Here is a 23,215-nt window from a genome sequence, read left to right as displayed (position 1 = left end):
TTTAGGATTTTTACATGAGGGAGGGTATTAGTATGACGGACAAAAAAGATTCACTACAAAGTCGATTACTCGATTTTTTCGGTGAAGAAGAATATAAACCTTTAACCGTTGGAGAAATAGAAGACGAATTTGGGTTTGAGGATGCAGAAGAATTTAAGGAGCTCGTTAAAACGCTCGTGCGAATGGAGGGGCAGGGCTTAGTTGTACGCTCACGCTCAAATCGTTACGGCTTACCAGAGCGCATGAATTTACTACGTGGTAAATTTATAGGCCACGCAAAAGGCTTTGGCTTTGTCGCACCTGATGTTGAGGGTATGGACGATGTCTTTATTCCACCGCACGAAGTAAATGGTGCCATTAATGGCGACACAGTACTTATTCGTGTGTTAAAGGAATCATTTGGCGATCGCCGCGAAGGTACAATCACAAAAGTTGTAGAACGCGGCCAAACTTCATTTGTTGGAACATTCCAAGCAAATAGAGGCTTCGGCTTTGTCGTATTGGACGATAAAAAACTACCAATGGACATTTTCATCGCGAAAGGCGATACATTAGGTGCTGTTGATGGGCACAAAGTGGTCGTTGAAATCGCGACATGGCCAGAAGATTTAAAATCAGCAACAGGCTATATTACAAAAATTTTAGGACATAAAAATGACCCAGGTGTCGATATTTTATCGATCTTATATAAGCACGATATTCCACCAGAGTTCCCAGAAGAAGTCGTTGCTGCTGCACAACGAGTGCCTGATGAAATTTCTCCTGCTGATTTAGAGGGACGTCGTGATTTACGTCATGAAACGATTGTCACAATCGATGGTGCAGATGCAAAAGATTTAGATGATGCGGTAACTGTTACAAAAAATGTAGATGGTACCTACAAGCTTGGCGTACATATTGCAGATGTCAGCTACTATGTAACACAAGGCTCTGTAATAGACATTGAAGCCTATGACCGAGCGACAAGTGTATATTTAACAGACCGTGTTATTCCGATGATTCCGCATCGACTATCGAACGGTATTTGTTCTTTAAATCCACAGGTAGATCGCCTAACGTTATCGTGTGAAATGATTATTGATGGCAATGGTAATGTCATTGCGCATGAAATATTCCAAAGTGTCATTAAAACAACAGAGCGTATGACTTACAAAGATGTTTACAAAATTTTAGAGGAACAAGATGAAGAGCTAATTGCTCGCTATGAGCCACTTGTACCGATGTTTAAACATATGTTAGAGCTTTCAAAAATTTTACGCCATAAACGTGAGCAACGCGGTGCAATTGACTTTGATTTTAAAGAGTCGAAAGTGATCGTCGATGAAGATGGATGGCCAGTAGATATTGAAATACGTGAACGCACTGTAGCAGAGAAATTAATTGAAGATTTCATGCTTGCTGCCAATGAAACCGTTGCAGAACATTTCCATTGGATGAATGTACCGTTCCTATACCGTATTCACGAAGATCCAAAGCCAGAAAAGCTTCAACGCTTCTTTGAATTCGTAACGAACTTCGGTATTTTAATTAAAGGTACAGGCAATACGGTGCATCCAAAAGCATTGCAAGATGTCTTAGCAGCAATTGAAGGCATGCCTGAAGAGCCAGTTATTTCGACGATGCTACTACGCTCAATGCAACAAGCGAAGTACTATCCAGAAAGCATCGGTCACTTCGGTTTATCGACTGATTTCTATACACATTTCACATCACCAATTCGTCGTTATCCTGACTTAGTTGTCCACCGTTTAATTCGCACGTATTTAATTAATAAAGACACGTCGCAAGAAACGATTGCACAGTGGTCGATGGCAATGGATGAAATTGCCGACCACACATCAGAACGCGAACGTCGTGCAGTCGATGCAGAACGTGATACAGACGCATTGAAAAAAGCACAATATATGTCTGATAAAATCGGCGAAGAGTTCGAGGGCATTGTTTCTTCTGTTACGAACTTCGGTATCTTTATCGAGCTACCAAATACGATTGAAGGCCTCGTGCACATTAGCAATATGACCGACGATTATTATCGCTTCGATGATCGCCAAATGATTATGATTGGGGAACGTACGAACCGCCAATTCCGCATCGGTGATGAAGTAAAAGTACGCGTCGCAAACGTTATTATCGAAGAGTCATCGATTGACTTTGAAATCGTAGGAATGGTAACTTCTTATGGAAGAACAAGAAAAGCAACACCTACAGTCATTCACGCGCGTAAAAATTATAATGATAATAAAGATGGGCGCAGTAGCCGTAGCAGTCGTTCAGGTTCAGGCGGTGGAAGAGGTCGCCGTGACGATGAAAAACAAAGCAATGGTGACTCATCGAAACGCAGAGAACGCGGTGGAAGTGACCGTGATCCACGTGGCCAACGTAAAGATAGCTCAAGCCCAGGCCCGAAAAAAGGCGTAAAGCAAAAGCAAAAGTTTTACGAAGGCATCGCCAAAAAAGGCAAAAAGAAAAAAACAAAACGTAAATAAAAAATCCAGCGTGAGCAGGCTAAGTCCTGCTCAACCTTTGAATTGAGGGTGAACAAGATGGCAAAAGGTACTGGGAAAGTATTAGCACAAAACAAAAAAGCAGGGCATGACTACTTCATCGAAGAAACGATTGAAGCGGGCATGGTACTAACAGGCACAGAAATTAAAGCCATTCGTGCAGGTAAAGTCCAATTACGAGACTCTTACGTTCGAATCACAAGCGGCGAAGCATGGATTAGCAACATGCATGTCAGCCCATTCGACCAAGGTAACCGTTTCAACCACGACCCACTACGCGCCCGCAAATTGCTCCTACATAAAAAGCAAATCGGCGAACTAGTAGGTGCTGTCAAACGTGACGGCTACACAATCATCCCTTTAAAAATGTACATTAAAGATGGCTATGCCAAACTCCTTATCGGCGTCGGCAAAGGGAAAAAAGACTACGACAAACGCGACGACATGCGCAAAAAAGAAGCAAAACGCGAAATGGAACGTACCTTCAAAGCAAAAAATCAATATTGATAGATTGAGAGAGGAGCTCACCACTTGTTGTGGTGAGCTTTTTTATTGCGGGAGCAAGATGAAGTCTATGGGCACGGGCTTATCTGTGAAGCGGAGGAGATTTCCGCTACGGGCGTGCGCTTTCCGCGGGCACACCGTAAGCCGCAACCCTCGCTCCGTGCGGCTTGTTGCGTCTTACCATGCGTGCGTTCCCGCAGGAGTCGCCCGCCCTCCGCTCGAATTAAAAAGTATCGCCTACCACGCTGTAGGTAATACCGAGAAATAAGGGGAGGATTCCGCGGAATGATTAGGTAATTCCGCGAAGTAAGGGGAGGATTCCGCGAAACGAGGAGGTAATTCCGCGGAATAAGGTGAGGATTCCGCGGAATGATTAGGTAATTCCGCGAAGTAAGGGGAGAATTCCGCGAAGTAAGGGGAGAATTCCGCGAAACGGGGAGGTAATTCCGCCAAGTAAGGTGAGGATTCCGCGAAACGAGGAGGTAATTCCGCGAAATGAGGAGGTAATTCCGCGAAACAAGGAGATATTTCCGCGAAACGGGAGAATCCACGAAATGAGGAGAGAATCCCGCGGAGCAAGAACAATTAAAACCGAATAAAAAGAATGTTTCGACGTTCATTTCAAAATATATTTCCACGCAGGTGAGATTTTTTTGAAGATTTTACGTTTTTAATGTAAGGAGGTGTGGTCTCATGGAAATGCAGCTGATACAAAAAATTATTGCCGGGGATCAACAAGCATTTCGCATCATTGTTGATACATATAAGCAGCCACTTGTCAGCTATTTAACCTATCAAACGAATGACGAGGAATTGGCGAAAGATATTGCACAAGAATCATTTATCAAATGCTATGAAAACTTACTTCATTTTAAAGGTGGATCTTTTAAGGCATGGCTTTTTCGTATCGCGATTAATCAACTGATTGATTTTAAAAGAAAGCATAAGGAAGATCCGACACCAATTGAGGAAACGCCCTCATTAGAAACACCTGAATCGTTAATGATTGAAAAAGAACAGAACGAGTTGCTTCAACAATGGCTTAAAACATTGGAACACAAAACGTACCAAGTTTTCGTCCTGAAGTATGCTAGTAATTGCTCTTACGAAGAAATCGCTGAGACACTTAATATTCCAATATCGGAAGTACGAAACCGACTGCATAGAACAAAGAAACGGCTAAGAAACGCTATGTTGAAGGGAGAGATTAATAATGAACTGCTTATCAACTGAAGAAATGCACGATTTTATCGACGGACGAATAGACGATAACAAAATGATGCAAATGGACAAGCATATTCAATCGTGTGCAACCTGCTCTGCATTACTGGATGAACAGCTAGAAACAGAACAGCTCATAAGCTCCCTGTTTCCTGCAGTGCATGTTGACGATTCATTTACAGATCAAGTGATGGATCAATTACCAAAGAAAAAGACTTCCCATACAAAAAAGCGCGGCTGGCGAGCAACTTTTGTAGCAGCCGCATTCGTCACAGCCGCATTATTATTTCTATTAATTTCGACTGTGAAACAGGAGCCTGTAACTAGTTCTACGCCTATTACGATAAAAGTAAAAGACGTTAAGCTAACTGATGCTTTCATAACAGTAACATTAGCTACATCTGGCTATAATGGTAAGGAAATGTTCTTTAATGAATCAACGAAGGGTGATGTTGCACTCGTGCTACCAAACGGGAAAAGCGAAGCAGCAAGTTACGCTGCAGATCAATCAGCAAATGAAATCACCTATGAATTCCCATTATTTAATGTCACACATGATGAATTTAAGCTTCTATTTAACTACCAACACATTTATGACGAGGATGGTCAGTGGACGCTTGAAGTACCGATTGATCGCAAGGAATTGTTAGCCCAAACAGAGACTATTACACTACATTCCACGTTTGAGAAAGATGGCGTTGACGTAAACTTTATCCGTGCACAACATGGACCACAGAACTCCCTCTTCAAATTTGAAACAAAATTTACGGAGGAGATGGCAACATTCGTAGAGCAACAAGTAGAAAAGTATACAGTTGATTTACCTCTAAAGGAAAAGGAAGCTTATGCAGGTTATAATGCACAAATACTTTATGACGTTATTGACGCTGATGGACAAAAATTAAAACGCTCAGTTCCTGAGGATAATATAAATACTCAAAATGATCGCTACGCTCATACCGATACAATAAGTGCCTATCCAAGTGTACGAGAAGGCGGCTATATAGCTGTTACTGGTGCCAAGTATGAGTTACCGACGAATGTCCGACATCCGCTAACATTGGACCAATTACCTTACACATTTACTTATAAAGATACACTATATGAAGTAAAGCTATTACCCGACCAACGTCTTGAAATTTCATCAGACGCAAAGACAACGACAATTAACGACTGGCATATTACAGTGAATAATAAAACAGCATGGGATACAGCCCGTTTCCGAGAAGATAAAGAAAAAAAGTATACAACAATCACATTCGATGAGGGAATTCAATTAGATTCGTTTATCCTTTACGGTCAAACGGAATTAAAATATGTTTACTTTGATGAACCGATTCGAGTGGAAATACGATAATAGCTTAGATGAAAAAACACCTTTATTATTTTTAAAAAGGTGTTTTTACTATGCTTTTTTGGAGTTGATATAGAACTATAAATCTGTAAATAAGGCACTATACTTGAAGTACAGCTAGGTTTGTTTTATAATAAAAATTGTTAATGCCAGATGTATTGAAGCGTAGTACTACTCTTCAACCGTACTAGAAGCAATTCTAGCTCTTTGTTTGATCGAGGCAATAAGCTTCGCATCATATTCAAGGGGACGTTACGGATTCGACAGGGATGGTTCAAGCTTTGGTCGCGCGTCGGAGGTCTCGGCTCCGTCATCAACGGAAGTTATATAATAACTGGCAAACAACAAAACTTAGCTTTCGCAGCGTAAGCTCGTAAGCGCTCTGCCTCTCTATCGCCCATGTAGAGAACGTGGGGCCCAACTTTAGTGGGATACGGTCGATGGTGCCACCTGAGTCACCGGCAAGAGATTTCCAGGTTAGCGTACAGGACGCCTGTTTGTCGGCATAATGCTACGCGAATTGCGAATGGACAAACTACACGCGTAGAAGCTGAAGTATTGGAGTCTTTGGACGCGGGTTCGACTCCCGCCGTCTCCATTTTATGGAATCAAATGATTTCACAGAGTGTCAAAACCCTTGATAATACAGGGTTTTGGCACTTTTTTAATTTCATCCAATTTCACCTGTTTTCATTGAAATCTAGTCATTTTCTAGTCAAAACTAAGTCAAAAACTTAACCTTCTAAATAGCTAACAAACTTCTGTATAGCGCCTTCTTTGGCCTTTTTCGTGACGTGTGTATAAATGTCTAAAGTAGTTTTTACATCAGAATGCCCAAGTCGATCTTGAACTTCTTTAATGCTCGCACCAGCTTCGAATAAAAGTGAGCAGTGCGTATGGCGTAAGCCATGTGGTGATACTTTCTTCAAAGTGTATTTGTTTTGAACACTATACATCCACTTCTGAACTTGACCAGGTTGGATAAAATCGTTTTTTGTATTACTAAACATCAATTGATTTTTCTTCAGCGTATTAATGCCGAATTGAATATATTGCTGCTTTTGAAGCTTATTCCATTCTTTCAAAATCGATAAAGTTGTTTCATCTAATTTGATCATGCGAGGTTTACCAGTCTTAGTGGTCTTCAAATATAGCTGTGTTTGTTTACCACGTCCAATAGCTTTATTAATAGTTAACTCACTTTCCACAAAGTTCACATCATTCCATGTTAAAGCTAAGGCCTCGCTTTTACGCATACCTGTATAAGCAATCAAACGGAATAGCGCATATGCTTTATAGTTAAGGTGATCTTTTGCTTTCTCTAAAAATAAAATTAACTCTTCCTTCGTATAAAAGTTTTCATTTTCATCTTCACCACTCTCCGTAAAAGCCTTCTTAACTTTTGTCTCAACATGAGTGAAGGGATTCGTTTGAATAAAGCCATGCACAATAGCGAAATCTAATACCTTTTTAGCATAGGACTTAATGGTACGAGCCTTTTTAACCTTTGAAGCCCATTCATTGTAATGTTTTTGACAAATAGCAATCGTAATTTTCTCGATACGATAGTTGCCCATAGAAGGTAAGATATGATTTTTAAAGTAGCCGACTGTTTTAACAAATGTACTTTCTTCAACAGTTTTTTCGTATTGAGTGATCCAAAGATCGTATACTTCCTGATATGTCTCTGTGCTTTTTTGTTTGTATGTGCCTTCAGAGACTTGAAGTTTGATACGTGCTAAAGCGAGTTCAGCTTCTTTTTTCGTTTTATAACCTCTACGGGTAGTACTGCGAGCTTTACCTGTAAGCTCGTCTACACCTAAATAAACTTGGAATTTATATAACGTTTTACCATCTTTGTTTTCATAACTTTTGATGGATGAAGAATTATTTTTTGTCATGCGATCCTCCTAATATCGTTGCGGGGGCAAGAAATAAAGAGAGGATTGATCCTCACAGTTATAATATATAATTTAACTGGGGAAAAATCCTCTCATAGTATTTAAAAGCTATGCTCTTCTAGGAAGCGATCGATTTCTTTTTTTGATACGCGTTTGATGCCTTCAATTTCGCATACTTTTAACCCTAAACTTCTAAATTTCATAAAGGTGTTATAAGATACACCAGTGTACTTTGCTCCATCTGTTAGACTAAACCATTCTTGTAATGTTAAGGGCTTCGGGTATTTTTTTAATAAATTCTTAGTCTCTGAAACAATAACTTGTTTGAGTTTTTCTTCAAAATCTTTTTCTTTTACCATCTTATTGTCTCCTTTTAGAAATATTTGTTGTACCTTGTTTGTAGCAAAGAAATCTTTTTTATTTACTATTTAACGTATTTGTTTGCTAGGTTTTATATATATATTAATGAAGAGTTTTTAATCACTTCACACTTCGTAAGTTGTATCTTTTAGTCCTATACCAATATATCCATACTTATTTTCGTCATATAGTCTAAAACGAGAATATGTTAATCTGGGTAACGTTTTCATATGCTTATGAAACATTCTAGAGCTCTCTTCAATCATACCGTAGCTACGACAATATTTTTTGTATGCTGTTTCTAAAACGTCATTATGTGTTTTTGAGTCAGAATTCATATAACAACATATTTTTATAAAACTATCAATTGAATTAGTTTCCTCAGAATATTCCTTAGCCATCTTTTCGATTTGCTCGCATGTAGTGAACTGAAAATTATTATCAATCCAACGTTGTAAGCCGATTAATGACCAATGTGCAATATATGAGGTTTCTTTGATTAGCTTGTCAAATAGATGAATATCTTGGTCCTCTTTTGGTACTTGATGATTGAATGGAAAAATTGCAAGTCTTTGACTAAAAGCATTCGATTTATCGATGCCTTTTATTGTAGGTAAATGGTTCCCTGCAAATAAAAGAGCCGCTTTGTTAATAAATTTAAAAGCTTGTCCGTATAAGTAGCGAGCCATAACATAGTCACCACCAGATAATTTTTTAAAATTATCTAAACGATTAAGGGCTATTTCAGATGTTTCACCACAAGTATTTAACTTTTTTTCGAAAAGTTGGCACAAGTAGCTTTGTTGATTAAGTTCACTAAAACTAAGATTAGTAAAAAAATCTGGGCCAACTAAGTGTTCTAGAAGTTTCAGAATAATGGATTTACCGGAGTCTTTAACTCCAACAAGATAAGGAATAACCTTGACATCTCTTATCTCAGAAATTACGTAACCAAAAAGCTCTTGTAGTCTCATATATAGCCCTTGGTCTCCACCAGTGATTTGACTCATAAAGCTTTCAAATACAGGTGCATCAGGTATACCCCTAAGCGGATATTCTGCATTTAGTACAGATGTAAAGAAATAATCAGGATCATGTGAATGAGATGAAAAATCCTTTATGTTAATAATACAATTAGAAAATGCTACAAATGACTTTCGTGGTACCAAAAGTTCTTCATTTACTTTCATTTCATCTTTAGCTAATATCCATCGGAGTATTTCCTGACAACTGTTAAACGAAATTCTACTTTTATATTTATCTGGTATATTTTGCCTAATGAATATATCTGCATTTTCACCGGTAAGACTTACAAAATACCCTAATGCTTGATTCCAGTAGTATAAATTGCCTTCTATAACTGCAAACCTATGTGTATCAATTAGTAATTCAGCTAATGTGTGATTATGAATTATTTGGTTATTTGTTTTTTTATCAGGCAAAGGATTCTGAGTGACTTGCACATCCTGTTTATGGGGAGAGGTAATCTTTTCAAAGCTAACTTCTTGTGAATCTAGCTTCGGATTATGAAAATCCGAATTAGACAGATAACCAGGTAGATTTATTTCAGTAAATTCTCCTGTAGGCTCCGAAATGCGTATTGGAGTTTTTGGCTTCTCACACTTTTGTAAGGGTGATACCGGTTCAAAGTTTAAATCCTGTGAACCTTGCTTGACTCTATGTAAATCAGAATCAGGCAGATGTCCTGGTAATATAATTGACTCAATAAGGTCTTTATAGGATATTTTTCCTTTATTTCCATTGAGATTCACTCGAGTACACCTCCTCATCATCTGATTTAACGATAGTATCTTTAATCTCCTCAATTATCAAATTCTTGGTAAAAAAAGATGAATTAATATTGTTGCTTTTATGCCCAGAAAGGAGATTTTGAACAAATGTTCTTAGGATTTTTCTCAAAGATACTTTATTCAAGGAAATAGTTTCTAATACAACTGTATCATCTTCAATAGGATTGTATTCAAAAATTGTTATGCAAGAACTGTTGTTATATTCCCAATAGAGATAAAATGCATCATCTTCACTTAAATCTGAGGCTGAAAACGAGTAAAAACCTTCATTTATGAGCTTAAGGTAAATTATATTATCATTTATAACACTATAATCTACCCCAATTACTATATCTGATGAAGCTGGTAGATTTTTAATTGAAGAAAATTCATATTTTTCTTTATCAAAGAAACCTTTAATAAAAGTTTGATTATTAATTCTCATAAATAAAGCTGCATTGTAAAGTATTATTTGTTTATCAGTAATACCATATATCTCCACACTTTCATCTGTAATTTTCAAACAGAAGCTGTCACCTAAATTTTTTTTGCTCTGCTCGATTAGGGAATTGAGTTTTTTTATAACTTTTGAATCTTTCATATTTTAAAACCTCCTTAATAGTATGTATAAATCTTATTAGAATACTGAAAATCATAATAGGCACCTAGAATGCAGAAATAAATGTGTATTTTGTATTTTAATAGTGTTGTAAATACGGTTTTTTTATGTTATAGGTGTTCAAAGTGTTCTATGTAAATTTTATAAATTATCGAATTTATTGGTATATAACTGGAATTCTAATACTAAAATATCTAGTTTTTATTAATTTATAATCTTGTTAATATATAGATAGGTATAGCAAAAGTTATTAAATTACATTGAACATGATGAACAGAAAAGGAGAATAGCAATTTTGGATTATGCTCAATCATTAATAAATAGAGTTTTAACTAATACCATATCTGTAATAAGGAGTTTTGAGGAAGATAGTATTAAATTTCCAATATTTGAATGGAATCTTAACAGTAGTGGATTTGAATTAGAAATTGTTAATGAAGGTATACAAAGTTTTTTTTATTTGCTTTTAGATTGTCAGAACTATGAAAAATATCCTTTTATCCAGGAAAATGATGATGATATTGAAGAGCATGAATACATAAGTCTAGTTGACAACTTTATTGCTGATGTAAAAATGTCAGTATTAAATGATGCTTTAAACAATATGATAGACTATTTTAGACTTAAACGGGAACCTAAAAAATACCCCAACATAGTAAAGGAGTTATTCTTTAGTTATGAGTCGTTTGAAAAGCAAATTAAAGAATATAGCCTTAGTTTTGATTTCTTAAATACAGAGGATTTAATTAATGAAATAAATGTGAATCGTGATACTATCCACTTAAAAGTTCCTAAAATAATTTTTCCTTGGTATGCTTTTGCTTTAATGTTCACACATCAAGATTTATCAAGGAAGATAAATATAGTTAAGACGAAGTATTTACCACTAAAATTTACAAAAAGTAAATATCCAAATGAAAAGGGTATATTTATTGATGGACAGAAAAGTTTTCAAGCATTTATTAACTCCTTAATAGTTAATCATTCTGGTGTTAATGCTAATTATAATAGGTCACTGAATTTGTATTTATTTAATGAAACGACTAATTTGTATGATATCTATAATGTAGTAGAAACCTTCAGGACAGAGTCAGGTTATATGGAGTATCAACTAGCAGATAGTATCGATGATATGGATAAGAACGCAAGGTATGAAAAAAAGCAGAAAATTTTCGCTAGAGTTGGTAAGCTTGCCAAGCTAAATAATCTCGGTGTAAAAACAATACTCATTAATGATTATTACAGCGAAACTTTATTTGAAAATAAAGAGGTTTGGACTACCTTTAATCAAATTTTTGACCACTGTAAAAATACTTTAGTTAATGTTATTAAAGAAAGATATATCCCAATATTCCAAGAGCCACTAGAACATGTACCAAAAGAGATTCTTATAGACTTTACGATATATAGACTTTTCTCAAAAGAAGAACCATTTGAGGAATTAGTTGAAAATATCTTAGAAGAAGGCTTACCAGTATATTTACCTTCCTCAGAGGATGATATAGAGATGCATTTATATGAAGCATACGCTTATGCATATAAAGGCTTTTATAAAGGTAAGAATAACACTACTAAAAAAGAAGAGAATTAAGTTTCTAAAATTACCATAAAATTCATATTTAATCTATAAGATCTGAAATTATATTCACGATTTACCTAGAATGAACGAGGTTTTAAAAAAACAAAAGGTTAAAAGAGTCATAAATGCATTTTAAAGCATTTATGACTCTTATTTGTTTTTGTATCATTTGGATTGATCGCTATTTTTAATAATCTCTTTTGCTATTTCATTAATTATCACCAAGACAACTGACGTAAGTAACTTCTTAAGCATTTTCGCCTCCTATAAATGTAATATTACTTGAAGACTTTAAGTATATAAAAGTTTTAGTTAACCACCTTTTTTCAATTATTTGTTTACATACAACCAGTTTCTTTTAAAGAACGGAATGTATCTGTACAGAGGATAAGATGATCAAGTATATCTATTCCAAGGATTTCCCCAGCTTGAACTAAACGCTTTGTAACCTCAATGTCTTCGGGGCTTGGATCAGATACATTGCTGGGATGGTTATGTGCTACAATTATTGAAGCGGCATTACTAAGCAGAGCGGGCTTCAGTACCTCCCTAGGATGAACTATACTTGCATTTAGACTTCCGATATGCACTACTTGTAAGCAAGTTGGTTGGTTCTTTGTATCAAGGCAAAGAACAATGAAATGCTCACGATCAACATCGCCTAGGAAATCACGAATCAGGTCATATGCACAACGTGGTGAACGTATTTTACGATCTTTGTAAAGTAATGTTTTTTCTCTTACTAACTTTACTTGTACAATATTTACACGCTTTGCTGGTACCACTTTTATTTGCTTCTCCATACAAAAACTTCCTTCTAGTAGCTCTAATTGTTTTATTTGTTGTGATTCATATACCTTCATATGAATTCCTCCTTTATTTTAGTAAATAGCAAAAGCCATAGCATCTGGAATAGATGCTATGGCTTACTCAATTGATAATATATAATTATAATCCCCTTATTAACTTTTTTTGCAATTTTTGAAAGTTACTTACTCATAATGGAACTTAAATAAAACTTAAGTGACCACCTGAGTCGTTTTATTCAGGCTAAGCGCTTCTGAAAATAAAGTGCTTAAACACAATGAATTAAGATTAAACTAATATTTCAGTTATATAATTTTCCATAATCATTAGAATATTCGCTCAAATATATACTCCCTCACACTTCTTTTTAAGCTCTGGAAACTCATCAATAATCACGACACCCCTTTTTATAGATTTAGCATATTTTGCCGGTATTTTTAGTGTGCATTATTCAAGTGCTTAACTAGTTTTAATAAATTTCATAGATCAACTGAAATTGGTAAAGTTTCTGCATAGGTGAATCTTAGCACTTGGTTAATAGATAAAACGATGAATATATCAAAATGCTACCTAATCAGATAGACATAAAAAATCTTTTTTTTAGATGAACACTTTATTTTTGCGAGACTATTTTCATATATTTGTTATAATATATTTGAACATTAGAAACTAATTCTAAATTTAGAAAGTTTGTTTAGGTAATTTCATCTATTGTTTTTTATGGTGAATGTATTTTTAAATCTTAAAGGAAAATATCGGAGGTAAAATATGCCGGTTTGTACTAAATGTAATTGTCATAACAGTCTAGGAACGAAAATTTGTAAAAAGTGTAACCAAGCGCTTATTCAAGATGAGGGGAAATCTTGTCCTCGTTGCTCTGAATATTGCGGACCTTTTTCGCAAAGATGTAGAAAATGTGGTTATGATTTTACAGAAAAGATTATAAAAAACATCCCCTCCAAAACTAGGAAGGTATCAGTGAAACTAAATATTGTAGGAAATAATTTAGTTGAATTGGCTTTTTCGGAGCAACGCAATGGATATTTAAAGCATAATGATATGAATGGAATTAATAGACCTGGATATGCAAAAGAAAAATTTCGATTTTTGGGACCAGTTGATCCATTTACAGAAAAAACGCTTTATGAAAACTATGAAATTATTGCAGAGAATTTAAAAGTATATCCAAAAGTTGTAGTGTATCCACGCGGTACAAAATTACCAGGGGGACATAGAGGCTTTTATTCAAGTAGCTTACATGAAATACAAATTATTGATGCATATTATCTCATTTCTACTTTAGCACATGAAATGAGACATGCTTATCAGTACATATATTTACCTGATTTATTTTTTGCAGATCGAATTACAAGTGCGAAAGAATATTATCAAGCGAGAATAGAATTAGATGCTAGACAGTATGAAAGACAATATTGTATTTATCGTGAGTATTTTGATGAATACGAATCATGTGAATATAGTGAGTCTCAAATTAAACTATTTTTAACAGGAAAAATAACAGCACAAGACATTGGCGTGGATGATCACTATTATCTGCAAAACCCACAATATCCAAAAGTAGTTTCAAGGAATTATCATGAAGATCAACAGGGTAGTTATGTAGAAGTAAGAAAGCCAATACAGATATCGTCGGAATCAAGACCTACAAAATCAATGTATGTAAATTCCAATATTAAATTTTGGATAATGTTTCTATTTTGGCCAATTACACTTCTTTGGTTTTCACTCAAACTCCTTCGTAAAGTTTGTGTTTGGTTCATCGACTTTATAAGCGACTTATTGTTTGATTTACGTTATGACAAAGGGGCGTTTGTGAAGAAGATGTTTATAGTATTAAGTATTCTGCTAGCAATAATAATTGGTATTGGAATATTAAGCGCTTAAAAAATGCTCCTAAGTAATAAAAATCGGTGATTATGTTTAAATTTATTGGGATGAAATTCATGATATAAAACGTACATGGAATTATTCAGGGGAACTATGATAGTGCCTTTAAAAAGGTAACAAAGTTTTTTTGAGAACCGATAACGTTTGAATACAGTGGAGATACATTCATAAATCAGGCACCTGTTATAGAAGCTAACTAGAAAATTGTATAGCTAAGAATATTTATTGGAAGAGTTATTAATGCAAATTAGAAGCATTAATAACTCTTTTTAATATGACTGGGATCTCCATCGATATTTAAATTCACAAGCCTATTATCATTAAAAAGAAATCATAGGCTGCTTTAATAAAATGATCGAGATTACCTAGCTTAATCTCTATAGAACAGGAATTATATAAACAAATTTTTTAAAGTAGTCAATACTCGATTTATTTTATCCATGGTGTTACCTACAAGAGGAACCTCTCGTTGTTAAAAAGATATCCCGTTTTGTTTCGACAGCAATTTCTTTGACATCATTTATTAGCTCTTTATTTGCTGCGGAAATACCTTTGAAGCAATCTTTTAGTGCATTGATAAATACTATACTTACCGCTCCTCAATAAAAATTATTTTTGACTTTCTTGGTATGTTTAGTGGTTGGTTAAATAGTTTAACTACGATAATGATATCTCCTTCTACTGAGTCATTTGGGCTGTAAAATTCAATAGGTTCGTTTTCCTATTTAATTGCATTATGGGTATTCGATTGGAAAATTATCATTTTGTGAGGAGATGTTTTTAAATTGTATAACCGTTAAGTGCGTGACTCTTTTTAATACCCAGGGACTCAATATCCTATTCTTTTTAAACGGGTTTATAAAAATAATCGTACTTCAACACATTACGGGGAACCGTACTACAAGAAAGAGATTTCGATTGCTGAATGCTCGCTAATTGTATTTCCCACCAAAAACACCACCAAAATAATATTGTGCTTAAAGAAATCCTGTAAAACAAGGGGATTGGGAGTTCTCTACTATTGAGTAGGAATAGTTAACTAAGAGCATTTGAAGTGAAAACGTTGATTTGACTGCATTTCGATAGTACGTAAAATGGATTAAACAATCAAAAATGAATAGGTTCTCCGCCAAAATCCCGCCAGGGGGAAATGGCTAAGTCTTTGAAGAGTAGAGAGGTATTACTGATAATAAAGGTAAAACCTCTTTTATTTCCACTTGAAAAACTAGAGTTTTTACTTTATCTACACTTTTCTATGATACAGATTATAAAAATTTGAATAAGTGACGTATAATTTATATACTTACATTTTTTATTGTATAGGGGGATTTATGGAAAGTAATAAAATACTAATAGATCTTGTTGTTGGAATGATTAGTAGTCGATTTAATTCTGAAAATATTTATAGACCAAGAATAGTGACTAATCAAATCTTCAAGGGGAAAACAATGAACAATAACCATGTTGATGTCTATTTAGAGTTTGTTCAAATGAATAATGTTGAGAGAACAGTTATAAATGTTGTGGCTGATAGAGAGGTTACTATTGAAGATGTGAAAAAATTAATATATACAGTTGATGACTTAACCTTTAAAGCAATTGGAATTATATATTATAATTCAGAAGTGACATTAGAGGCTGAAAATGCAGCTAAAAGCAAGCTTAGGCTAATTAAATTTGATTTTAGAAAAGAAATTAACAAAAGTATAAGTAAAAATCTTGGTATATTACTTCCTGATGACTCCGTTATAGGGGATCCTTTTTGGACTGTTATGGAAATAAATGAAAAAGGAGATAATGTAGGGAATTATGAAACTATTGAAAATATGGTTCCGTTATTCCTATCTTTTAAGCAAGCTCAGGAGTTTGCCGAAATAAAAGGTGGGAGTTGTAAAGTATTTGGGTTAAGCCAAAATCATTTGAAAATAATTGCAAATATAATGACCTTACAAGAAAAAAGCTTAGCTTTAGTAAGACCGAGTTTTGGTAGTTTAGTAGACATGGAGTCCTTACATATAGCATATGCACCTGGTAATGATAACATCCTTAAATGGTATTTGAGAGGTGATAGTATTGTTTAATAAGTTACGCAACAAAGGACGGAGGTTTGAAGATGTAGTAGAAGAAATTTGTAAGTTAATCGCAGAAGACGAGCGGCTTAATGCAAAAATATCAAAACGTATTCCACTTATTGGATTAGACAAAGCCACTCATGAGTTTGATATACTCTATGAGTATGAACATTTTGGAATTCAATATAGAGTTGCTATTGAGTGTAAGAACTGGAATAAGGCAATAAATAAAAGTCAATTAACTGACTTTGCTTATAAATTGAGAAGTGTTGGTAATATAAATGGAATATTTTTATCAGAGAGTAAGTTACAAAAAGGAGCTGCACTAGTTTCTGAATATGAAAACATTAAGTTTATAAAGTATTCAGACTTTAGAAAACTTTCCTTAAGTCAAAATGAAAAATATTTAATTCCTAATTTTAGAACTATAGGGGATCCTTTTTGGATGTTCATGAATTTAGACAAGGGAAATGTTTTAGAGCAAAATCTTCTTTTTGATGGAAACCTTTATTTATTTGAAAGTAAGTATTATGCTAAACTCTTTCAAGAAAAGATGTTAGATATGGAAGATGAATCGACTGTATTAGTAGGTATTACTCAAAAACATTTGAAAGATATTAGGGCTATGAAAAAAAAGTACAATTTCCCAATATTACTTTTTAATCCAGAGACTAGTGAATTGGAAAAATATAAATATCATTTCTCTCCTATTGAAATTGAAGATTTGAATTGGTTTATTCGATAAGAATAAAGCATTTTAAATATCTTTATTTGCTATTAAGGATTAATGCAAAAAGATAATAGATATTAGTTATAAAATAGCACCCAATCAGTGATGAGCTTGAACGTGAAACAGGGCGTTCATTTGATGATGTTGTAAAACAATCGATTTCGAAATACGATGAAGTACATACATGTAAAGCACACGAAACGCTTCAAAAAAACCAAGAGCAAATGGTCGATGAAATCAATAAAAAATAATGAAATCGATAAAGAGGCTGAGCAAATAAAGGAAACAGTACAAGCAGATGCTGGCCCTTCATTAAAAGAATGAATGAAGGTTGAGGGTACTACCGCAGCAATTAGTACAGCTGTAAGCGCGTAAGCTAGCGTTAGCACAATTATAGATGAAAAAGCTGCTTGATTTGTTCGAGCAGCTTTTTATTATGAGTGCAACTTATTTGTTGTATTACTAATACTCACCAGGGTAAATGTCGACATTTAAATTAAGGGATATATAAATCGCCCTCTGAAAAATTATAGTACCGGTATTTTTAATTCATGAATGAACAAATCCCAGGTACCTTTTAATATTGGTTTATCAGGAACATAAATAATCGTTGCATCACGGCCACGTGTTAGAAGTACACGATAGGCATTAAGTTTCATTTGTTGTGGATCTTTAGCACCGGTTTTAGTGTAGTTGCATTGCCATTGTCCATTATGCCAGTATAAATCTTCATCCCAATGTACGATAGCTGTATCTAACTCAAGCCCTTGTGTTTGAAATTCAGTTGCAGCATAGCGTAAGTCTTTACAGTAGTAATCGCTATTCGGATAATTAAAATAAGCTGTCGCAGGTTTTGGTAGCATATTACGTCCACCGAATGGAACTACTGGAACATGTTTTGAACGGTCTGCACCGGAAGCACATAAAATTCCAAATGTTTTATGATCGCCTGTATATAAGTTTCGCAGTTGTTCTTTTGCACGATGTAAGTCGTTTGTCACGAAAATGGGGTAACGTTGTTGTTCCAAGGGTTGCTTTAACAGGTGAGCATTTTCAATATCGCCATCAAGCAACGCATTCACAAAAGCATAATATTTGAGTGCAGCATGTGAACGTAACGAACAGTTTAAATGTAAGTGTTCATGTTGTTCATAGCGTTCAGCGTTCTCAAATAAAAGGTTATCGTGCTTTGCATGAACGGTAATACCCTGATTTTTAATCGCTGTATTCCATAAACTTAATCCACTTTCCTCACCTAAATGGATTTTTTGTCCATCACCAATCAATCCAATGACAATACTCCAAGGTTTATTCGTTTTTGCAATCTGAATAATGACATCTGGTTCGCTTAAATGGCTATTCATCTTTTGTGCATCCCAGGCACGTTGAGCTTCGTCGAAAATGATAATTTGCTCATGAGGCGTTTTACCGTGTTGCAAATAATCACGCTTATAACCATAAAGCGATTGAACAAACGTTTTATTGTCGAGCGTATCTTGTAATACTTCAACTAATGGACCGTTGCCTGATAGATAAACAGAATTTGGCGTTGCATGTGCGATCTTTAATCCTAAAAAGGTTTTCCCGGCACCAGGTTCACCTGAAACTAAAATGAGATGGTGCGTGTTTGTTTGCTGTGCTTCCTCAATAACAGATTGAATGGTGCTATAGACATCATCAAAGTTACTACTATTAACAACTTTAATGCGCGGCAAATCTTCATTGTTTAAAATGGCGCGTGCCGCCTCCAGCATAGAGGGGGAGGGTTGATATGTACCTTCTAAAAATTGATCTGCTGAAATTGTATTGTTCGAACTTTGTTTAATAAGCCCATTAATTAATTTGCATAAGCTATTTTGAGATGCTAAGTACACTTGGAACTCATTTTTTGGTAACAGTGTATCACTTGAATGGTTTGTCAGTAGTAATACACCTGTTACCTTGAGTGAATGCTTCTGTACTGTCGAATGGTAATGTTCGATATCGCGGACATATAGGGAAGTTTGTAAATATTCCGCAACACTAACGGCGTTATAGCTTTTACACTCAATGACAAGTACGTGTCCAGGAAGTAGCAAAAGTACATCTGGACGACGACCACTGCCACGTAAAATAGAATATTCAAAAATGACCCAGCCCTCAAGAGTATTGTAGTTGTGTAAAATTTCCTGTAGCTTTTTGAAGCAGTCTTTCCACGCTCTTTGCTGTGATTGAATTTTTTCAAGTTCATCATGCCATTCTGTGAACTTAGTGAACCGTATACATAAGAAGTTAATGTTTGAATGAAGTCGTTTAATGAAAGTTGGAGGAATTCTTTGATAGTGCCTTTCCAGCCGTAGTTCAATGTGATCACCATCCAATTAATAGAATAATTACAATTGAAATTAATGAGGTTAAAAGAAAATAAATAACTTAGGTCCTTAGTGAACGTAAGCTAATAGACTTTAAGTTAAGTCATACATAGAAGCAATAGCCTTTAATTTTTCTACATCTTTATGCAGATTTAAAATGTGCATTTTTTGATGACAATTACTGCATAATGCAATTGAATTTTGTATAGTATCTTGTCCACCATTGGAAAGCCAGTGTATATGATGATTTTCAAGAAAAGGATTACCAAATGTATCTTCAAACGGAGCAGGTTGTTCACATAATTGGCATTTACCATCCGCTAAATGTTTTACATATTGAGCAATATAAGGATTACGTTCGTAAACAGTGGTTGTCACCCGACGAGATGGAGTTTTTTGCTTGCCATTGTTGCTAGCTTTGATGTTGTTTACTAAATTTTCGTTTGCTTCAGAGGCTAAAAGTGCGCGGGCTTTAATTTCATCTGAAGATAACGTTAGTGCTTTTCGCTCTTTTTCTTTTTCGTTTACAGCCAATTCTTGCTGTTCAACAGGAAGATTATTTTTTAAAGCTAATGGGAATTTAAGAACTTGTCTCAAATTTCCTCTTTGGTCTTTTTCAGACATGTAATACGGTTCAGCAACTAAAATAACTTCACCTCGGAAAGTGTGTTCTGTTGAGGCCAGTGTTTCAAATAAAAATACGCGAATACTTGTTTCGTTTGATTCTTTTAATGTTTTGTTTTGTGAGGCATCGATATTTTGGTCACCTTCAAGCCCCATGCCTGTGTAATGTAAAACATCTCCGACCCATTTATCTTCATAAACTGCATTTGGATTGGAATGGTCTGTGAATAGTATAAGCGTATTCGTTGCATGAGAGCGGCGCATACCACCTTGAGTGGAGCACTTAAACGTTGTTGCGATCTCGTTATTCGTGTACTTTTGGCCAATGACTAAATCCGAAATGCCTTCAGCAGATTGACGTAATTCAATCCACTTTTTTACTTCATCTAACTCGAAAATTTTCGACTTTCCAATTTCTTTGTAAGGCATTCCTTCACGTACCATTCGATAATAGGTTGCCTGTGAAATTCCTAATTCTTTTTGTAATGTTTTTGCATCCATTTAAATTACCCCCGAAAGCAATTTTTCTTACTTGACTACATCATATTTAATCCACTCACAAAAATCAAGTTTTTTATCAGTTATGATTATAAAATCACTGATAAAAAATAAATTTCGGATGATTATTTTATATTTTTTGTGCCGAATTGGAGATTAGAAGGAGAATCATATTTTTAAAATGGAGTCTAGAGTATTTGAGTTTTAAAATCTCTATGTTCTTAAACTGAAATTGATAATAAAGAAGCTATGGATGGGGATTTTGAAGAGCAAAATGGCAATTACAGAATCATTTATACAATTTATCAGTTATAAAAACGAATTCTATCAATGTGAATACTTGTAAAAAACATTTATTATGGAATAATATTCTATTAAGGGTATCTTTAGATAGAGAAAGGAGAGGAAGTATAATTGGTAGAAATGAAATATACTCCAGTATTTAGATATAGGGCTCAGGAAAGAAAAGTGTTATTATCGACACCTATTAGTAGTAAAATAATCCCTTTGATAGAAGTTGTTTCCAATAAACTTAGAAGTAACAGCAAAAAGGATTGTATAGATCAATTATCTGAAGATATAGATATGATCAATACAAAAATTATGCTAGATTTCCCAATGTATATTAAGTTACAAAATAATACCCAACCTGGTGTACTCTCTTTTCTAACGCCAATAATGGTAAATCCTGATATTAGAATAAATCTCTTTAAAGATCAGCGTTTAATTGCTAAAAAAGATAAGATAATACCTGTAGTATCGTATAATCCTAACGATCAATATATCTCTAATAGTCTTATAAAACAATCAAATATTTTAAGATCTGAGTATAATCAACAAACATTTAGAATTTATAATGAGCATTTTAAATTAGTACTAAATGAGTTAGGTACAGTAATAAAAAGTCAAGATTACGTAATATTAGACTTAAAAGAAACTTCTCATACTCATTCAGCTAATCAAAATATGTATGGTGATCTAATAAATTTGTCCATTAAAACAGGGTGTAAAATTATCTTAATTAGGTCTGCTATCCCAAGTTCACTAACTAATGTAGCTTTAGATAATGGAAAGATTGTATATGCTGCTGATAACAGTCTTTTAAAAGAATATAAAAATTTAGGTTTTTCAGCATTTGGGGATTATTGCGGAGTTAAAAAAGACAATTTAACTAAAGGAGGAAGAATTAGCCCAGGATACATAATGTATTCATGGTTAAATAATTCCTATTATGGATTTAAGGGAGACGTAGATAACGCTAGTTCTTTTGAAGGTGTACTAATTCCAGAAATTTTGAAATCTAATGTATGGCAAGAATATTTAAATACTCATAATATTAATGGGTGTTTAGGTTGTTCAACAATAGAAAAAATTAGTTTAAAACAGAAAAAAGGTAATAGTCAGCCGGAATGGAAAGGTTTCGCATGCGGACATTACCTTTATACTATGGAAGAATTTTTATAATAAATCCAGTAAGGATCTGCTTGAGTAGCAAAAAATGTTTGAACATCTACGGGTAAAACATTTTCAAAATTGTCGCAAAGATACCCCCATTTTTTACTGTATCTTCTTTTTAACACTTTTTTAAAATACAAGTTGATTTTTTTTGAAGAGAAATGCGCTAAAATAAAGCTTTCTTTATCTATTCTCTCGTTATTTGAAATTAAATTTCCATTATCTTTTATGATCCAATCAAGTTCTTTTTTATTTAAAGCTTCTAATTGACCGATTGAAGAAAGATAAAGGTTTTTCAATGCACGTTTTCTAAAAGCAAAGGTGCAATTTTCTTTATTTAATTTATAAGTAATAACACCAACATGGTCTGGTATTCTTTTAATTACTTTATCCAAGTGACAAGGGTGGATGATAACGTATACATATTCAAAAACCTTACTATAATCAGATAACTGTTTATCTAATTTTTCCAAGGAATCAAGCTCAGTCTTAATTTCGTATGCAATAGATTTACCATTTATTCTACCGATATCTAAGCGACTCTTTCCTACGTTCAACTCAAACGTCGTAACTTCATTTAAACGTTTTAAATAGTTTTTAATAAAATGGTATTTAATTGTACTTTCACCTGGGAAATACTTAATCGCTAATTCATTTACTATTGCATGTCCCAATAAGGAGTCCTTATAAATTTTTATATGTTTATATATATCAAAAGGGAGCACATCTTCAATAATAGCCCATACTTTTTGATCAAGTAGAAAAGGACTGTATAAACAGTGTAATTTATTGGAGAATTCAACCAATTCAGCAAGTTCACAACTATTTTCAATCGTTTTTATGCATTCTTCTAACAAGTCTGACTCACTCCTTAAACATAAAACAACTTTATTATAATATTATTTACTTTAATTATCTATTATTAAAATTTTCGATTA

17 protein-coding genes and 1 other RNA gene are annotated in these 23,215 nt (G+C 34.2%); 10 read left to right on the top strand and 8 right to left on the bottom strand.

The features are described 5' to 3' along the window. Positions 1 to 32 precede the first annotated feature (32 nt). From rnr to ssrA, 5 genes are all read left to right on the top strand, one after another. The gene (gene rnr, locus ACIP9G_RS13340) at positions 33 to 2,486 is read left to right on the top strand and encodes a ribonuclease R (protein WP_401019984.1); all 2,454 of its coding nucleotides are present in this window, start codon (positions 33 to 35) and stop codon (positions 2,484 to 2,486) included. Between the two features lie 57 nt (positions 2,487 to 2,543). After that, on the top strand, positions 2,544 to 3,011 hold the full coding sequence (smpB, locus tag ACIP9G_RS13335) for an SsrA-binding protein SmpB (RefSeq protein WP_340822545.1): 468 nt from the start codon (positions 2,544 to 2,546) through the stop codon (positions 3,009 to 3,011). A 690-nt stretch (positions 3,012 to 3,701) separates the two neighbouring features. Then, on the top strand, positions 3,702 to 4,241 hold the full coding sequence (locus ACIP9G_RS13330; protein ID WP_401019981.1) for an RNA polymerase sigma factor: 540 nt from the start codon (positions 3,702 to 3,704) through the stop codon (positions 4,239 to 4,241). Continuing rightward, positions 4,222 to 5,586 (top strand): anti-sigma factor family protein, encoded by a 1,365-nt coding sequence (locus ACIP9G_RS13325; RefSeq protein WP_401019978.1) that lies wholly within the window; start codon positions 4,222 to 4,224, stop codon positions 5,584 to 5,586. The genes ACIP9G_RS13330 and ACIP9G_RS13325 overlap by 20 nt, the downstream gene beginning before the upstream one ends. Before the next feature lie 242 nt (positions 5,587 to 5,828). Then, positions 5,829 to 6,184, top strand: a transfer-messenger RNA (tmRNA) gene (gene ssrA / locus ACIP9G_RS13320). 133 nt (positions 6,185 to 6,317) lie between these two features. Here ssrA and ACIP9G_RS13315 read toward each other — a convergent pair. From ACIP9G_RS13315 to ACIP9G_RS13300, 4 genes are all read right to left on the bottom strand, one after another. Next, positions 6,318 to 7,484 carry a site-specific integrase gene (locus ACIP9G_RS13315; protein WP_401019975.1) on the bottom strand — a complete coding sequence of 389 codons (1,167 nt, stop codon included), beginning with the start codon at positions 7,482 to 7,484 and terminating at the stop codon, positions 6,318 to 6,320. A 101-nt stretch (positions 7,485 to 7,585) separates the two neighbouring features. Beyond that, positions 7,586 to 7,843 (bottom strand): DNA-binding protein, encoded by a 258-nt coding sequence (locus ACIP9G_RS13310; protein WP_401019972.1) that lies wholly within the window; start codon positions 7,841 to 7,843, stop codon positions 7,586 to 7,588. Positions 7,844 to 7,969: 126 nt separating this feature from the next. Then, positions 7,970 to 9,616: a DNA primase family protein gene (locus ACIP9G_RS13305; protein WP_401019970.1), complete on the bottom strand. Its 1,647-nt coding sequence runs from the start codon at positions 9,614 to 9,616 to the stop codon at positions 7,970 to 7,972. Continuing rightward, entirely contained in the window at positions 9,597 to 10,235 is a 639-nt protein-coding gene (locus ACIP9G_RS13300) for a hypothetical protein (protein ID WP_401019968.1), read from the bottom strand. The genes ACIP9G_RS13305 and ACIP9G_RS13300 overlap by 20 nt, the downstream gene beginning before the upstream one ends. Positions 10,236 to 10,548: 313 nt before the next feature. Here ACIP9G_RS13300 and ACIP9G_RS13295 point away from each other — a divergent pair, with 313 nt between their 5' ends. Then, positions 10,549 to 11,844 carry a hypothetical protein gene (locus tag ACIP9G_RS13295; protein ID WP_401019965.1) on the top strand — a complete coding sequence of 432 codons (1,296 nt, stop codon included), beginning with the start codon at positions 10,549 to 10,551 and terminating at the stop codon, positions 11,842 to 11,844. A 326-nt stretch (positions 11,845 to 12,170) separates the two neighbouring features. Here ACIP9G_RS13295 and ACIP9G_RS13290 read toward each other — a convergent pair whose 3' ends face one another. After that, positions 12,171 to 12,695 (bottom strand): JAB domain-containing protein, encoded by a 525-nt coding sequence (locus ACIP9G_RS13290; RefSeq protein WP_401019962.1) that lies wholly within the window; start codon positions 12,693 to 12,695, stop codon positions 12,171 to 12,173. Positions 12,696 to 13,617: 922 nt separating this feature from the next. Between ACIP9G_RS13290 and ACIP9G_RS13285 the strand changes: the two genes are divergently transcribed. The 3 genes from ACIP9G_RS13285 to ACIP9G_RS13275 all read left to right on the top strand — a co-directional run bounded on the left by ACIP9G_RS13285 (position 13,618) and on the right by ACIP9G_RS13275 (position 17,364). Next, a complete protein-coding gene (locus ACIP9G_RS13285) occupies positions 13,618 to 14,544 on the top strand; it encodes a hypothetical protein (RefSeq protein ID WP_401019959.1) in 927 nt (308 codons plus the stop codon). 1,334 nt (positions 14,545 to 15,878) lie between these two features. After that, positions 15,879 to 16,628 (top strand): hypothetical protein, encoded by a 750-nt coding sequence (locus tag ACIP9G_RS13280; protein ID WP_401019956.1) that lies wholly within the window; start codon positions 15,879 to 15,881, stop codon positions 16,626 to 16,628. Then, a complete protein-coding gene (locus tag ACIP9G_RS13275) occupies positions 16,621 to 17,364 on the top strand; it encodes a restriction endonuclease (protein WP_401019954.1) in 744 nt (247 codons plus the stop codon). The genes ACIP9G_RS13280 and ACIP9G_RS13275 overlap by 8 nt, the downstream gene beginning before the upstream one ends. Positions 17,365 to 17,876: 512 nt before the next feature. Here ACIP9G_RS13275 and ACIP9G_RS13270 read toward each other — a convergent pair. Further along, positions 17,877 to 19,709, bottom strand: coding sequence for a DNA/RNA helicase domain-containing protein (locus ACIP9G_RS13270; protein WP_401019952.1), 1,833 nt, complete (start codon positions 19,707 to 19,709; stop codon positions 17,877 to 17,879). An 84-nt stretch (positions 19,710 to 19,793) separates the two neighbouring features. After that, positions 19,794 to 20,825 (bottom strand): SRA domain-containing endonuclease, encoded by a 1,032-nt coding sequence (locus tag ACIP9G_RS13265; protein WP_401019949.1) that lies wholly within the window; start codon positions 20,823 to 20,825, stop codon positions 19,794 to 19,796. A 420-nt stretch (positions 20,826 to 21,245) separates the two neighbouring features. On the opposite strand from ACIP9G_RS13265, the gene ACIP9G_RS13260 reads away from it, so the two are divergent. Beyond that, positions 21,246 to 22,286, top strand: coding sequence for a beta family protein (locus ACIP9G_RS13260; RefSeq protein WP_401020179.1), 1,041 nt, complete (start codon positions 21,246 to 21,248; stop codon positions 22,284 to 22,286). On the opposite strand, the gene ACIP9G_RS13255 is transcribed toward ACIP9G_RS13260, so the two are convergent. Continuing rightward, positions 22,262 to 23,134, bottom strand: a complete 873-nt coding sequence (locus ACIP9G_RS13255; RefSeq protein ID WP_401019946.1) for a sce7726 family protein — start codon at positions 23,132 to 23,134, stop codon at positions 22,262 to 22,264. The genes ACIP9G_RS13260 and ACIP9G_RS13255 overlap by 25 nt on opposite strands. Positions 23,135 to 23,215: the final 81 nt, after the last annotated feature.

The organism is Lysinibacillus sp. NPDC093197 (genome assembly GCF_044754025.1).
GTDB lineage: Bacteria > Bacillota > Bacilli > Bacillales_A > Planococcaceae > Lysinibacillus.
The sequence above is the reverse complement of the archived record's forward strand: the minus strand, read 5'-3'. Positions and strand labels throughout refer to the sequence as shown.

Excerpts from the sequence above, each read along its gene's own strand:
- ACIP9G_RS13280 (WP_401019956.1), top strand. The coding sequence starts at position 15,879 with ATGGAAAGTAATAAAATACTAATAGATCTTGTTGTTGGAATGATTAGT.
- ACIP9G_RS13325 (WP_401019978.1), top strand. The coding sequence starts at position 4,222 with ATGAACTGCTTATCAACTGAAGAAATGCACGATTTTATCGACGGACGA.
- ACIP9G_RS13265 (WP_401019949.1), bottom strand. The coding sequence starts at position 20,825 with ATGGATGCAAAAACATTACAAAAAGAATTAGGAATTTCACAGGCAACC.
- ACIP9G_RS13310 (WP_401019972.1), bottom strand. The coding sequence starts at position 7,843 with ATGGTAAAAGAAAAAGATTTTGAAGAAAAACTCAAACAAGTTATTGTT.
- rnr (WP_401019984.1), top strand. The coding sequence starts at position 33 with ATGACGGACAAAAAAGATTCACTACAAAGTCGATTACTCGATTTTTTC.
- ACIP9G_RS13315 (WP_401019975.1), bottom strand. The coding sequence starts at position 7,484 with ATGACAAAAAATAATTCTTCATCCATCAAAAGTTATGAAAACAAAGAT.
- ACIP9G_RS13300 (WP_401019968.1), bottom strand. The coding sequence starts at position 10,235 with ATGAAAGATTCAAAAGTTATAAAAAAACTCAATTCCCTAATCGAGCAG.
- ACIP9G_RS13260 (WP_401020179.1), top strand. The coding sequence starts at position 21,246 with ATGAAATATACTCCAGTATTTAGATATAGGGCTCAGGAAAGAAAAGTG.
- smpB (WP_340822545.1), top strand. The coding sequence starts at position 2,544 with ATGGCAAAAGGTACTGGGAAAGTATTAGCACAAAACAAAAAAGCAGGG.
- ACIP9G_RS13330 (WP_401019981.1), top strand. The coding sequence starts at position 3,702 with ATGGAAATGCAGCTGATACAAAAAATTATTGCCGGGGATCAACAAGCA.
- ACIP9G_RS13290 (WP_401019962.1), bottom strand. The coding sequence starts at position 12,695 with ATGAAGGTATATGAATCACAACAAATAAAACAATTAGAGCTACTAGAA.